Raw genomic sequence first — 14,750 nt, 5'->3', positions numbered from 1 at the left:
TGCACAAGATGGCCGCGCTGACCCGTATCCTGGAAGCAGAGCCGGTGGCCGGCACCATCATCTTCGTGCGCACCAAGAACGCCACCGTCGAGATCGCCGACAAGCTCGCCGCACGCGGCTTTGCCAGCGCCGCCCTGAACGGCGACATGGCGCAGAACCTGCGCGAGCAGGTGATCGACAAGCTGAAAAGCGGCAAGCTGGATATCGTAGTGGCTACAGATGTAGCGGCGCGTGGCCTGGATGTGAAACGTATCAGTCACGTGATCAACTACGACATCCCTTACGATACTGAGGCCTATATCCACCGTATCGGCCGTACCGGCCGCGCCGGGCGCGAGGGTGATGCCATCCTGTTCGTGGCCCCCCGCGAGCGCCGTATGCTGCGCATTATCGAGAAGGCCACCAAGAAGCCCATCGAGCGCCTGGAACTGCCGACCGCGGCCGCGGTGAATGCTTCGCGCATGGAAAAATTCCGCCAGAAAATTACCTACACCCTGGCCGGCCGCCGCGATCTGGCGCCGTTCCGCGACCTGGTGGAAACCTTCCTGGCGGAAAACGAGGTGGACCCGCTGGATGTGGCCGCGGCACTGGCTGCCATGGCCCAGGGCGACCAGCCGCTGCTGCTGGACGAGCGCGAGCCGAAACAGCGTGACTTCAATGACCGCGGCGATCGCCGTGATCGCGATGGCGATTTCGACGACCGCAAGCGCGGCAAGCGCGACCGCAAGCCCTTTGACAAGGAAAAGCACGTGGGTCCGCCCGACGAGGGCAAAGAGCGCTTCCGCATTGAAGTGGGCCGCGAACACGGCGTGCGTCCGGGCAGCGTGGTGGGTGCCATCGCCAACGAGGTGGAGCTGGACAGTTCCTATATCGGACGTATCGAGATTTACCCTGAATACACCACCGTGGACCTGCCGGAAGGCATGCCCAAGGAGATTTTCAATCACCTGAAAAAGGTGCGGGTAAATGGCCGGCCGATGAACATTTCCAAGTTCACGGAGCAGGGCGGCAGCGCCAGGGGCGGCAAACCGCCGTTCGCAGGCAAGAAGCGCAAGCCCGGCGGCAAACCGAAAAAGCCGCGCTCAGAGTAAATTCTGCTGAGCAAAATAAATAAGGGCACCTGATGGTGCCCTTTTTTGTTGCCGGAATTTTGTATCCCGCTTATTTGGCTTTCCCAAATGGCAGCATCTGCCGCAGCGTATTGTCCTTGATAATAAAGTGGTGCCAGATGGCGCCGCCGATATGCAGTACCAGCAGTACCAGCAGCGCATTCCACAACAGCTCCTTGTGCAAAAATGCCATCTGTTTGGCGATATCAATATTCTTGGTCACAAACGGCGATATATCGAACAGCCAGAACAGGGTGATATCGCGGCCGGCGAACTGGCGCATCAGGAAGCCGGTGATCGGCATGCCCAGCATGATGACGTACATCAGGCTCTGCACCAGCAGGGAAACCGGCTTCTGGAAGCCGCTGCCGTACAGGGTGGGGCGACCGTGGGTGGCGCGCCAGTAGAGGCGCAGCATGGCCAGTAACAGGATGGAGAAACCGAGGGAGTAGTGCAGCACCATCCACCAGTTGCGCATCGGGTCGGTTTTTTCATACCCCTCATGCAGCTCCACAGAGCCCCACGCACACAGAATAAAAATCGCAATAATCCAGTGCAGTCCCTTGAGGGCCGAACTCCAGCTGTTGGGTGTTGAACTCATGCGCAATCTCCCTGAAATTTATATGGTTTATGTTGGCGACAGTTTGCGATTATTGGTCACCCGTTCGCAACCGTTAATCCGGAATTCCTCGCAAATTCTCCGTAATCTGGCCGTCGTTTGTGCACTTCTTGTTGTTGCGTCTGATAAGGATTATCATTTGCGACTTTGTGATTGTCTTTCCGGGTAGTGTTCATGTTGCGAAAAGGGATTTTCTGGATTCATCTGATCTGTGGTGTGGTTGCCGGCCTGGTGATCCTGATGATGTCGGTAACCGGTGTCTTGCTCACCTACGAGCGACAGATTCTGGCCTGGGATGAACAGCGCCAATACAGCTGGCAACCGGAGGAAGGTGAGCAAGCCCTCACCCTGGACCAGTTGCTGCAGACGGCAGTGGATTCCGGTTTTCAGCCGGACAGCATCACCGTCGCCGCGGCAGCGGATGCGCCGCTGATTTTGCGCCAGGGCCGTTCGGATTCCCGTTACATGAACCCCTATACCGGGGAATTCCATGTGGATGGCGATGAGGGCCTGGATAACTTCTTCCATGCGGTGGTGCGCTGGCACCGCTGGTTCAATGCCGGTGACGAGCACCGCGGCCTGGCGCGGGCGATTACCGGCGCCTGCAATCTCGCCTTCCTGTTCCTGGTGCTGAGCGGCATCTATCTGTGGCTGCCGGCGATCTACCGCTGGAGCACTTTCCGTTTGCGCCTGTGGTTCCACCCCAATGCCAAATCCGGCAAAGCGCGGGATTTCAACTGGCACCATGTGTTCGGTTTCTGGTTCGCGCTGCCACTGGTGGTGGTGATCGCTACCGCGACGGTGTTCAACTATTCCTGGGCCAACGGGCTGGTGTACAAGCTCGCCGGCGAAGAAGTGCCCCAGCGCGGCCGCGGCGGTCCTCGCGTCGGCGGTGAACGCGGAGGTGAACAGGCTCCGCAGGTCACCCCGGGGATTTCCCTGCAGGGGGCATTCGAGCAGGTGGCGGCCGCCAGCGAGGGTTGGCGCACACTTACCCTGCGCATACCGAAAGGCGGCGCCAGCGAGGTGCAGGTTCAGGTGGACCGCGGCACCGGCGGCCAGCCGCAGTTGCGCTCCAGTGTCACCATCGATGGTGCCAGTGGCGCGGTGATTGAACAGGAAGGTTTTGCCGATCAGTCCAGGGGGCGCCAGTACCGTTCCTGGGTGCGCTTCTTACATACCGGCGAAGCGCTGGGTTTCTGGGGCCAGACCCTGGCCGGCCTGGCATCCCTCGCCGGTGTGCTGATGGTGTGGACCGGGCTGGCACTTTCCCTGTACCGCTTCCGCGCCTGGCGCAAGCGCCGCAACAAGGCGCGTGCCGCACAGAACCCCGTCTCCAACCCGGCCTGATCCCAGGCCGGCATTCAATCTAAAGAAAAATTTTGCGCCAATGACTATGACTGCGATTGATAAATATCAATCATTAAATGATAATAGTTCGCATTAGCGGATGCTAATAAGTCTAATTCGAAAACATCTTTGTTGGGACCTATCATCATGACCAAGCTGCCGAGTGCTATGGATAAACTCGCATTGCTCGAAACTCCTTCAAACCTCGCTCCCCTTGAACCTGCTTCACCCGTTCAGGACGGTTTCAGGAAAAAGCCGCTGGCGGGCAATTTCTGCCGTATTCCCCTGGCCGTCGCCATGGCCAGTAGCCTGGTCGCCGGTGTGCAGGCTGCTGAAGTCACTTCTGCCGAGAACAGCGAGCGCGCCCCGGAAGAAGTAGAAGTGGTGGATCAGCAGGAAGAGCAGGGCGCGAGCTCGGTGAAATTCCCGCGCCCGCTGCTGGATACCGCACAGACCATTAATGTAATCTCCGAAGAAGTCATGCAGCAGCGCGCGGCAACCACACTGCGCGATGTGCTGCGCAATGTTTCCGGCATCAGCATGCAGGCCGGTGAGGGCGGCACGCCGGCGGGCGACCAGTTTGCCATTCGCGGCTACAACGCGCGCACAGATATCTTTGTGGACAATGTGCGCGACTTCGGCGGCTACACCCGCGACCCGTTCAACCTGGAGCAGGTGGAAGTGGTCAAGGGCCCATCTTCCGACTACTCCGGCCGCGGTTCCACCGGCGGTTCCGTAAACCTGGTGAGCAAGGCACCGCGCCTGAACGACAGCACCAGTTCCAACATCATTGCCGGTACCGACAGCTACCGCCGTGCAACCCTGGATGTAAACCGCACTCTGGATGGCATCGACAACGCCGCGCTGCGGGTCAACGTGATGACCCACGACCAGGATGTGGCCGGCCGTGCGGGCGTGAGCAATTCCCGCTGGGGCGTGGCGCCGTCGCTGGCGTTCGGGCTGAACACCGACACCGAAGTGACCCTGAGCCTGTTCCATATGGCCCAGGACAATGTGCCGGATTACGGTATCCCCTGGGTGCCTTCCAACAACGAGGCGCTGGCAGATTACGCGGACCAGGCACCGCCGGTGGATTTTGAAAACTGGTACGGCCTCAAGTCCCGCGACTTCGAGGAAACCGAAACCACCCTGGGCACCGTGCAGGTGGAGCAGAAGCTCGGCGACAATGCCAGCCTGCGCAATGTCACCCGCGTGGGTACCACCTATCGCGATTCCTTTATTACCGCACCGCGCTTTGCCAGCACCGACAGCACCGATATCCGTCGCACCGACCGCAAGTACCGCGATCAGGAAGACGATATCGTCAGCAACATGACCGACCTGTCCCTGACCGTGAATCCCGGTGAAAACTGGGAGCACAAGATTCTGGTGGGGGCGGAGGTGAGCCTGGAAAACGAGAAGCGCTACACCCAGGAAAACCTCGGTGGCGATTCCCAGGCGACGGACCTGTTCAATCCCAACCCGAACGATCCGGTGCTGGAAAACTACCAGCGCACCGGCACCTTCAGCACCGCGGAATCCTCCACTGTCGCGGCGTATCTGTCCGACTCGGTGCAGATCAACGAGCAGTGGCAGCTGAACGGCGGCCTGCGCTACGACCACTTCGATCTGGAATATACCCCCGACGGCAGCCCGCTGCTGGAGCGCACCGATTCCATGTTGAGCTACCGCACCGGCCTGGTATTCAAGCCGGTAGCAGAAGGAACTTTCTACCTGGGCTACGGCACCTCGTTTAACCCCACCGCGGAGGCGCTGTCTATTTCCACCAGCAGCCGCCAGCCGGGTATTGCCGACCTGGACCCGGAAGAAAACCGCAGTATCGAACTGGGCACCAAGTGGCAGGTGGCGGATGGCAACCTGTTGTTGAGCGCGGCACTGTTCCGCACCGACAAGGTAAATGCGCGCACTCAGGACCCGGACGATCCCAACGATGTACTGGTACTGGACGGCGAGCAGCGGGTGCAGGGTGTCGAGCTGGGCGTGACCGGTTCGGTAACCGAGCGCCTGAGCCTGAATGCCGGTTACGTGTACCTGGATACCGAGGTGCTGGAAAGCAAAGACCCGGAAGAAATCGGCAAGCAACTGGCGAATTCACCGGAGCATTCCTTCAACCTGTGGGGCAACTACGTCGTCAGCGAAAAACTGCAGCTGGGCGCCGGTGCACAGTATGTGGGTGATCGCTTCAACAATACTTCCAACCTGCGCGCCGCGCCGGACTACTGGATTTACGAGGCCTCCGGGGTTTACGCCTTCAGCAGCAATATCAGCGCACAGCTGAACCTGCAGAACCTGACCGGGGAAGAGTACATCGACTATGTGGGCGGTGGTCACTTTATCCCGGGGCTGGGGCGCACCGCGCTGCTGAGTGTGAACTTCAATTACTGATTTATAGAGCGAGGGAAATTAAGCGTGCTGTTGGAAATTCCCGAAATCTTCACACCGCAACAGGCCGCCGAGATGAAGGCGGCCCTGTTGCAGGCGGAGTGGGTGGACGGCCGGGTGACCGCCGGCCACCAGTCGGCCCAGGCCAAACAGAACCGCCAGCTGCCGGAAAATTCGCCGGTAGCGCGGGAGTGCGGCGAGAGGATTCTCAAGGCGTTGCCGCAAAGCGGGTTGTTTATGTCGGCGGCACTGCCGCAGCGGGTGTTCCCGCCGCTGTTCAACCGCTACGAGGGCGGCGAGCATTTTCACAACCACGTGGACAACGCCATCCGGCGTCTGCCCACCGGAGGGCAGATCCGCACGGATCTGTCCTGCACGCTGTTTCTGTCGGAGCCGGATGAGTACGAGGGCGGCGAACTGCTGATCGACGATACCTACGGCGCGCACAAGGTGAAGCTGCCGGCGGGGTCGCTGGTGTTATATCCGTCCACCAGTCTGCACCGGGTAACTCCGGTGACCGGTGGCAGCCGCATCTGCTCCTTCTTCTGGTTACAGAGCCTGGTGCGCGACGACGGCCAGCGCACCCTGTTGTTTGACCTGGATATGTCGATCAACCGCCTGCGCCAGGAACTCGGCGACCACGAGGCCATCGTGGCCCAGACCGGGGTGTATCACAATCTGCTGCGGCGCTGGTCCGAGCCCTGAAATTATCTTCAATAAAACTATGCTGCGCGGATACCGTTTAAATTACCAAAACAGGTATTGCGCGCAGTTTCCAGAAAGTCCTGCAAAAACGCCTGCTCCAGCATCTCTTCCCGCACCGCCGCATACAGTGTGCTCCACAAGCCGTCCTTGCCCAGCCGCAACTGGCTGACAAATCCTTTCTGTAAATATTCATGCAGCGCCCAGTTCGGCAGTGCACACACGCCGCGCCCGCTGACCACCAGCTGCACCATCATTACCGTCAGCTCCGCGGTGCGCACCGCAGCGGGTTCGATACCGGCGGGGTCGAGAAAGTGCTGGAAGATATCCAGCCGCTCCCGCTCCACCGGGTAGGTGATCTGAACCTCATCGGCGAGGTCTTGCGGCGCTACCCATTTCTTCTGTGCCAGCGGGTGTTTGCGACTCACCGCCAGGCACATTTCAAAGCTGAACAGCGGTTCGTAGTGGATGCCCTTCAGGGATTCATCCGGGTTGCTGGTCACTACCAGGTCCAGGTCGCCGCGCACCAGCGCCGGCAGCGGCGCGAAATGAAAGCCGCTGGAAAGGTCCAGCTCCACTTCCGGCCAGTCGTCCCGGTAGGCGTCCAGGGTCGGCATCAGCCACTGGTAACAGCTATGGCACTCGATGGCGATATTCAGCCGCCCGGCCTGCCCGGATGCCAGGCGCGCGATATCCCGTTGCGCCACCGCCACCCGTGGCAGCACCTCGTCCGCCAGTTGCAGCAGGCGCAGGCCGGCGCTGGTAAAGCGCAGCGGGCGCGACTTGCGCACAAACAGCGCCTGTTCGTGGCGGTCTTCCATCTCCCGGAACAGGTGGGAGAGGGCGGACTGGGTGAGGTGCAGGCGCTCGGCGGCGCGCACCATGCTGCCGGTTTCGCGGAGCAGGGTGAGGGCGCGTAAGTGGCGGAGTTCAATCATCGGCTTGCCAAATAAGTCTTTAGGGAGATTCATGTTTTTGGTGGGCGGCGTGAAAATAATTGAACATCTTTTGGGGGTGACGAATCAAGTTTTTGTGAAGTCCGCCCGCAATACCGACGTTCCAATCAACCTGGTCGCGGGGGAAGGGTGGCAAATCGTCTGATCCGACGAGGCGAACGGAGGGGCAAATGGCTAATTTCCATCATCGCGATGAGACCAGAATTAAAGAACAGCTAAAGCGGACTTGTGCAGTGCTTTGCGCCGTACTTTCGGTCGTTGAGAGGACCTGATTTCAATCAGGCGGCCCGATAAATATAAATACCCAAGGAGAGCCGAGTGTTATGTTCGAGCCAACCAAAAAGTTGACGGCGCCTGCCGTTCTCGGTGGCAAAGCGGCGATGAGAGTTGTACTGACATCGATATTTACTGTTGCGACAGCTGCATCGGTAAACACCTCTGCTTACACCACCCCGGACGACGCGGACTACGTTGACGATCCGTACTACGATCCCTATTCCTATTCCACCCCGCACAATGTTTACAACCGCCCCGCGGATTACGATCCCAATGCGCTGCTGGGCAGCAGTAATGGCGGTTGGGCGGTGTGGGATTTCTGTTACGGCAAGCCGGATGAAACCGAGCTGCCGGAAGACCCCCGCTCGTTTATTCAGGAAGGCGTCAGTGATGGCAAGGCGGTGCACTTCAATGCGTACTGGAAAAACTGTCACGTCGATCCGGAAGCGGTACAGGAAGTGGGCGCGGCCACAACCTGTGGTGAACTGCGTGAGCGCTTTGATGCCGGTGAAAACCTGCTGACCGGTGGTGCACCCGGTGTGGGTGCACTGTTCGCGGGCAACGACCCTTTTACCGCGGAAGCGGCGGGCGGCATTTCCACCATGACCCCCGGGCAGTACAACGACCTGTGGAAGTCCTGGGGCGGCTATGTGGCAAAACCCCGTAACTACGATCAGCTGGTGGCGGAACGCTACGGTTCGGTATTGCCGGAGAAACGCAATCCTTACCCGCTGAAGGGAGAGGACCCGAACCGCACCAATGGCGGCTCCGGCCAGCTGCCGCTGATGCTCACCCAGATGCGCTACCCGGACGGCACCTGGACCGGCCGTATCGGTGTTACCTGCCACGCGTGCCACAGCGGTGCCATTGATGGCCAGCCCGCGCTGGGTGGCGGCAGCCCGCTGGCGGACCTCGACCTGTTCCTGCGCGATGGTCTGGCACAGGGCTATCTCGCCTCCATTGCCACACTGGCGAACCTTACCCACACCCGCGGTACCAACAACGCCAGTGACGTGAACCTTGCATTCATCTTCCCGGATGAAGGGTTCTACACCCCGCGCGACGCCATCGACCTGATTACTTCCGGATCTACTGCGAGTATGGACACGCCCGCATGGTGGAACCTGGGGCATCGCCCGGTGAAATTTGTAGACGGTCTGTTCCCCGCGGACGCCCCCCGGGTTGACCAGGTTTTCTATACCCCGATCTTCGGTCTGTTCGGTGAGCTGCTGGGGCCGCTGAGTGAAGCCGGCCAGGATTACATGCGTGAAAATGGACCGCCGATCAACTCCTGGATCGAAACCCTGAAATCGCCGCAGTACCCGGGCGAGATCGATGTCGCGCTGGCGGAAGAGGGTGCGGTACTGTTCCACGAGCTGGACATGTGGGCGCCCGAGCGCAACAACACCGTGCGCCGCCCGGAAGGTAACGGTAGCTGTGCCGGTTGCCACGGCGCCTATGCACCGCGCTATGTGAACGACCCCGAGTTCCTGGCCAGTCCGGTTCTTGAGGGCATCGCTTCTTACATAGTGCCGCAGGAAATTATCGGTACCGACTCGGTGCGCTGGGAAACCAACAATGAAGGGATGCAACGCGCAGGCTCGGTAAACTTCTTCGGCTATCCGCCCACCAAAGGGACGGACCAGGATTGCGGTCCGCAGAACCAGGAACGCCTGCGCGGTGACCGCGAACTCGGTTACCAGGCGCCGCCGCTGTACGGTGTGTGGGCAACCGCGCCTTATTTCCACAACGGTTCCGTGCCGAACGTTTGGGAAATCCTGAAGCCGTCCGACCGCAAGCCGCTGTGGCGCCGCAAATCGAATCCGAAGATCGAGAACCCGTGGTACAACAACGGCAAGGTGGTGGCGGGTTACGACACCAGGCTTGATACCGCCTATGACGCCGAGAAGATGGGCTGGCAGTACGACGAAATCGCCTGTGAGTGGCGGTCGTGGCTGAACCCGACGGTGGCACCGTACCGCACCTGTGATCCAAACGATCCGAATTCGACGCCGATGGCGCAGAAGGTTCTCGAGGGTCTGTACGGTAACCTGATCCTGACCTGGAACATCTTCTATCCGCCCACGCTGACCATGAGCCAGATTGAAGACCACAAGATCTTCAACACCCTGCTGTTCAGCCACGGCAACGAGGGTCACGAGTTCAACAGCGTGCTGACCGACCACGAGCGCCTGGCGATCATCGAATACCTGAAGACGCTGTAACACTCTTCAGTCTCACAGGAATAGCCGCACGGGAAACCGCGCGGCTTTTTTGTGTTCCCCGGCTTTAGAAATATTCATGTTTATGCTGAAAAGTATGAAATTGATTGAATGTGTGCGTGACTGCAGAATGCCTCCCACTTACCGGCCACTCGTCATACCGGCGCAGGCTGGTATCCAGACCAAACCAAGGAACGAACATGGCGCAGACACATATTCTCGGCTACCCGCGCATCGGCGCGCAGCGCGAACTGAAACGGGCTCAGGAAGCCTACTGGAAAGGGGAAATCGACCAGCGGGCGCTGCTGGCGGTGGGCGCACAGGTGCGCAGCCAGAACTGGCAGGCGCAACAGGCCGCCGGCCTGACGCTGACCACCATGGGCGACTTTGCCTGGTACGACCAGGTGCTGAACCACTCGCTGATGTTCGGCGCCATTCCCGAGCGCTTCGCGGCCGGCGCCGCGGACAACAAGCTGGACCAGTACTTCCGCGTCGCCCGCGGCCGCGCCCCCTCCGGCGAGCCGGTGGCCGCCAGCGCCATGACCAAATGGTTTGATACCAACTACCACTACCTGGTGCCGGAATTCACCGCGGATCAGTCATTCAGCCTCGACGCGGAGTGGCTACTGGCAGAAGTGCGGGAGGCCCAGAACCTGGGCCACAACGTCAAGCCGGTAATCATCGGCCCACTCACCTACCTGTGGCTCGGCCGCGGTGTGGACAATGCCCTGGACCTGCTGCCGAAACTGCTGCCCTGCTATATCGAGTTGCTGGAACAGTTGGCCAATGCGGCTGCACAGTGGGTGCAGATCGACGAGCCGATACTCGGCCTGGACCTGCCCGCCCTGTGGCGCAATGCATACGCGCCCACCTACGAGGCGCTGGCCAAGGCCAGTGGCAGCAAACTGTTACTGGCGACCTATTTCTCTCCGCTGCGGGAAAACCTCGATCTGGCGTTTGGCCTGCCGGTAGACGGGGTACATATCGACGCGGTGCGCGCACCGGAAGAGCTGGTGCCGGCGGCCGCACTGGTACGGGATGACCAGGTGCTGTCCGCAGGGGTGATAAACGGCCGCAATGTATGGCGCACCGATCTGGCGCGCTGGCAGCGCGCATTGCAGCCGCTGGCGGAAAAGCTCGGTGAGCGCCTGTGGCTCTCCGCCAGTTGCTCCCTCCTGCACAGCCCGGTGGACCTGGAAACGGAAACTGCGCTGGCGGATACAGACAAGCACAAGCTCGCCTACAGCCGCCAGAAGCTGGACGAACTGAACGCTCTGCAGCAGGCCGTCAAACCCGGTGCCGAGGCACTGCCGACAATTGCGCAAACTCAAAGCCGCAGCGAGGCGGAGGTGCGTGCGGAACTCGACAACACCTGGCGTGCGCAGAAGTTTGCTGAGCGGGTGGCGGTGCAGCGGGAGCGTTGGCAACTGCCGCAGTTGCCCACCACCACCATCGGTTCCTTCCCGCAGACCGACGTACTCCGTCAGGTACGCAAGCAGTACAAAAGCGGGGAAATTCCCGCGCAGGATTACAACGATCACCTGCGCGCGGAAATCGCCGAAGCCATCCGCCGCCAGGAAATCCTCGGCCTGGATGTGCTGGTGCACGGCGAAGCCGAGCGCAACGACATGGTGGAGTATTTCGGTGAGCAGCTGGATGGCTTTATTCACACCGGCAACGGCTGGGTGCAGAGCTACGGATCCCGCTGCGTGAAGCCACCAATCATCGCCGGGGATATTTCCCGCCCGCAGGCGATGACGGTACAGTGGAGCGAGTATGCCCAGAGCCTGAGCAAGAAGCCGGTCAAGGGCATGCTGACCGGCCCGGTGACCATCCTCAACTGGTCCTTCCCCCGCGAGGATATTCCCCGCGCGGTCAGCTGCCTGCAAATCGCCAAGGCGCTGCGGCAGGAAGTGCTGGACCTGGAAGCCGCCGGTATCGGCATCATCCAGATCGACGAGCCCGCATTGCGCGAAGGGCTGCCGCTGCGCGTTTCCGGCCACAACGATTACTTCGCCTGGGCGGTGGGTTGCTTCCGCTATACCTGCAGCGAGGTAAAAGCGGAAACCCAGATCCATACCCATATGTGCTATTCCAATTTCAACAGCATTATGGATGCGATTGTGGCACTGGATGCCGACGTCATCACCATCGAATCCGCCCGCTCTGACCTGCGCCTGCTGCAGGCATTCGCCGGAGAGGAGGGCGGCTACCCCAACGAAATCGGCCCGGGCATTTACGACATCCACTCGCCCAATGTGCCCGAGCGTACAGAACTGGTGAACCGACTGCGTGAACTGCTGAAAGTCATCCCGCGGGAAAAACTCTGGGTAAACCCGGACTGCGGCCTGAAAACCCGCAGCTGGGCGGAGGTGGGGTCGGCATTGTTGAATATGGTGGAGGCCGCGCGTACGGTGCGTACCTAAATGGTAAAACTTTCAGAGTGCTTTACGGGGCCGGGGCGGTGAATCCTTCGCTACTCCTGGCTTGCACTACTTTTGGCTGCGAGGCACCAGAAGAGTGCTTCGTGGTGCGCCTGAAATGTGGCGTTTAATTCATTTCTTTCGCTTGATTGTCGAACGTTGAATGCGGTATACGAGAAGGTGACGCTCATAAGTATGCTTGAGAAACGCGAGTATGCTTGAAGGGAGTTAAGGGAAATTGCAAATATAGGGCTTACAAGCACTCATTCCAGATGTTATTTGCTGTTGGTCCGCTAGTTGCCAGTAGATGGAACTTCTTAAAGGTATAACGTGAACAGAAAAGAAATTTACTATTCGTTGCCATATAGCCCTCGCCGCATGTTGTACTCAATATATAAACCTAAATGGTTCAGGGAAAATCAACACAAGAGAACCATAGATACAAGTAGTGGCTACTCATATAAACCATTCGATCAGAACCGTAGTATTTTTGTTCATATACCAAAGGCTGCCGGTGTTTCCATTTGTAGGTCTCTCTTCGGGAATTTAGCCGGCGGACATGCAACGGTATCCGAATATCAGATGATTTTTTCAAAAAAAGAATTTGATCGATATTTCAAATTTACCTTTGTTCGGAATCCTTGGGACCGAGTTTTCTCCGCTTATAATTTTCTTAAGAAAGGGGGGATGAACGAAAGGGATAGGAAATGGGCAGAGGCGGAGCTCGCCCCGTACCGGGATTTCAATGACTTTGTCAGAAAGGGGCTTGGAAAACCAAGTGTTCAAAGGTGGGTGCACTTTGTCCCCCAGACTAGCTTTTTGTTTGTTCCGGGTAGTCAAAAACTACAGGTAGATTTCTTGGGGTTCTTTGAGAATATCCAAGAAGATTTTCAATATGTAGCTAATATTCTGGGGATGGGAGAATCTGCGGTTATGAAGAAAGATAATGTGACTAGCTCGGATCGAAAGCTTGGTTACAAAGATTCTTATACCGAAGAAGCTCGAGATATCGTTGCGAGGATATACGAGAGGGATATTGAAAATTTTGGTTATAACTTTGACAATTCTTCGCTTCCATCCCAATTGGAAAGCCGCCTTGTGCGGACCGCCTCTTGCCATCGCTGATTCGCAAGTATTTCGCCCGGTGTTACCGGTGTTGAAGTAGCCCGGAATATGTTCCGTTTTATCCGGGCTAGTTCTGATAAAAATTATTCGCCGTAACAGTCCCGCGTCATATTTTCCGCGCGATCCGCGTGCACGATGACATTGTCTTCAATGCGCACTCCGCCATACGGGCGCAGTTTTTCCACCTTGTCCCAGTTCACTTCATCGGCGAGCTGGGATTCCTTCAGGTCCGCCAGCAGGCTTTGGATAAAGTACAGACCGGGTTCGATGGTGAATACCTGGTTTTCCTCGATGGTGCGGGTGGTGCGCAGGAACGGGTATTCCGATGGCGGCGGGGTGGTGCCGCCTTCGGGGCCGGTCTGGTGGCCACCTACATCGTGCACCTGCAGGCCGAGGAAGTGTCCGAGGCCGTGGGGCATAAAGGTGCCGGTGAGACCGGATTCCACCGCGCTTTCCGGCGAGGTTTTGATCACGCCGAACTGCTGCAGCAGCTGGCCAATCTTCTGGTGGCACTCCCGGTGCAGGTCCACATAGGACGCGCCCGGTTTCAGGCCCGCCACCAGCTCCTGTTCCTTCTCGTGCATGGCGGCGACCAGCTCGGCAAACTCGCCGTCGCTGTAGGCATAGCTGCGGGTGATGTCGGCACAGTAGCCGTTGCAGTCGGCACCGGCGTCGATCAGGAAGCTGCGGCGCTCGCTCTCCGGTAGCCGTTCCGTACCGAGATGGGTGTAGTGCAGGATGGCGCCGTGCTCGTTGAGGCCGACAATATTGCCGTAGGGCATCTGGTTTTCACCCTGGCCGGCGGCCTTCATATAGGCGAGGTTGATCTCGAATTCGCTGGCGCCCGCGCGGAAGGCTTCTTCTGCGGCCTTGTGGGCGCCGACGGCGATGCGGTTGGCTTCCCGCAGGCAGGCGAATTCGTAGGGGGTCTTGTAGGCGCGGGCCCAGTGCAGGCGGTCGATCAGGTGTTGCGGGTTGCGCTCGCCGATATCCCAGCCTTCCAGTTTGCCGGTTTCGCCGATAAACGCCGCGCTTTCCCCGCTCAGGAATACCTTGGCTTCGTCCGGTTTTGCCAGCAGCTCGATATCGTATTCGTCGCTCCAGAAGGTTTGGGGCGCGGGCGGTACGTAGTGCCAGAAGTCTACCGGGCGGTAGAACAGCAGCTTGGGCTTCTGGCCGCGGCGGTAGATCACCCAGCTGTGCGGGTTGTCGGTCACCGGCACCAGGGCCTTGAACTGGGGGTTCACCCTGAACGGATAGTAGTTGTCGTCGAGAAACTGTACCGAGGGTGCACCGCTGAACACGTTCAGGGTGTCGAAACCGCACTGTTCGAGGATGTCGTCGTAGCGCTTGCGCAGGGTCGCCAGGTGTTCGCTGAAGAGTTGCTTGTCCATATAGCCCCTAAATTGATCAATTAACAACCTGCTTGGCAGGTACAGGAACGCACATAGTGTATAGTCAGCACTCTGAATAATTAGTCTGATTTTTGGCCATGGAAAAGAAGATACTGCTAACGGACTGCCCGGACGACAAGGGGCTGATCGCCAAGATCACCAACATCTGCT

Annotated in this window: 10 protein-coding genes; 7 read left to right on the top strand and 3 right to left on the bottom strand. The window is 59.0% G+C overall.

Annotation, left to right across the window (positions count from 1 at the left end; translation table 11 throughout):
• Positions 1 to 1,091 (top strand): helicase-related protein (locus tag QZ511_RS13930; RefSeq protein ID WP_295803220.1); only part of this gene is annotated, 1,091 nt, incomplete at its 5' end.
• A gap of 70 nt (positions 1,092 to 1,161) precedes the next feature.
• Here QZ511_RS13930 and QZ511_RS13925 read toward each other — a convergent pair.
• Positions 1,162 to 1,710: a cytochrome b gene (locus tag QZ511_RS13925; protein WP_295803219.1), complete on the bottom strand. Its 549-nt coding sequence runs from the start codon at positions 1,708 to 1,710 to the stop codon at positions 1,162 to 1,164.
• A gap of 192 nt (positions 1,711 to 1,902) precedes the next feature.
• Here QZ511_RS13925 and QZ511_RS13920 point away from each other — a divergent pair, with 192 nt between their 5' ends.
• From QZ511_RS13920 to QZ511_RS13910, 3 genes are all read left to right on the top strand, one after another.
• On the top strand, positions 1,903 to 3,078 hold the full coding sequence (locus tag QZ511_RS13920; RefSeq protein WP_295803218.1) for a PepSY domain-containing protein: 1,176 nt from the start codon (positions 1,903 to 1,905) through the stop codon (positions 3,076 to 3,078).
• Positions 3,079 to 3,225: 147 nt separating this feature from the next.
• On the top strand, positions 3,226 to 5,484 hold the full coding sequence (locus tag QZ511_RS13915) for a TonB-dependent siderophore receptor (protein ID WP_295803217.1): 2,259 nt from the start codon (positions 3,226 to 3,228) through the stop codon (positions 5,482 to 5,484).
• A 24-nt stretch (positions 5,485 to 5,508) separates the two neighbouring features.
• Complete coding sequence (locus QZ511_RS13910; protein WP_295803216.1) at positions 5,509 to 6,186, top strand: Fe2+-dependent dioxygenase; 678 nt, start codon at positions 5,509 to 5,511, stop codon at positions 6,184 to 6,186.
• A gap of 17 nt (positions 6,187 to 6,203) precedes the next feature.
• Here QZ511_RS13910 and QZ511_RS13905 read toward each other — a convergent pair whose 3' ends face one another.
• On the bottom strand, positions 6,204 to 7,121 hold the full coding sequence (locus QZ511_RS13905) for a LysR family transcriptional regulator (RefSeq protein ID WP_295803214.1): 918 nt from the start codon (positions 7,119 to 7,121) through the stop codon (positions 6,204 to 6,206).
• Positions 7,122 to 7,519: 398 nt separating this feature from the next.
• Between QZ511_RS13905 and QZ511_RS13900 the strand changes: the two genes are divergently transcribed.
• From QZ511_RS13900 to QZ511_RS13890, 3 genes are all read left to right on the top strand, one after another.
• The gene (locus QZ511_RS13900; RefSeq protein WP_295803213.1) at positions 7,520 to 9,640 is read left to right on the top strand and encodes a hypothetical protein; all 2,121 of its coding nucleotides are present in this window, start codon (positions 7,520 to 7,522) and stop codon (positions 9,638 to 9,640) included.
• Positions 9,641 to 9,837: 197 nt separating this feature from the next.
• Positions 9,838 to 12,063: a 5-methyltetrahydropteroyltriglutamate--homocysteine S-methyltransferase gene (metE, locus tag QZ511_RS13895; RefSeq protein WP_295803212.1), complete on the top strand. Its 2,226-nt coding sequence runs from the start codon at positions 9,838 to 9,840 to the stop codon at positions 12,061 to 12,063.
• A 327-nt stretch (positions 12,064 to 12,390) separates the two neighbouring features.
• Positions 12,391 to 13,185, top strand: coding sequence for a sulfotransferase family 2 domain-containing protein (locus QZ511_RS13890; protein WP_295803211.1), 795 nt, complete (start codon positions 12,391 to 12,393; stop codon positions 13,183 to 13,185).
• 83 nt (positions 13,186 to 13,268) lie between these two features.
• Here the strand turns inward: QZ511_RS13890 and pepQ are convergent, their stop codons facing one another.
• Positions 13,269 to 14,579: a Xaa-Pro dipeptidase gene (pepQ, locus tag QZ511_RS13885; RefSeq protein ID WP_295803210.1), complete on the bottom strand. Its 1,311-nt coding sequence runs from the start codon at positions 14,577 to 14,579 to the stop codon at positions 13,269 to 13,271.
• Positions 14,580 to 14,750: the final 171 nt, after the last annotated feature.

It is taken from the genome of uncultured Microbulbifer sp. (assembly GCF_913055755.1).
Taxonomy (GTDB): Bacteria; Pseudomonadota; Gammaproteobacteria; order Pseudomonadales; family Cellvibrionaceae; genus Microbulbifer.
Note: the sequence above shows the minus strand (reverse complement) of the source record. Positions and strands in the feature narration are given on the sequence as shown.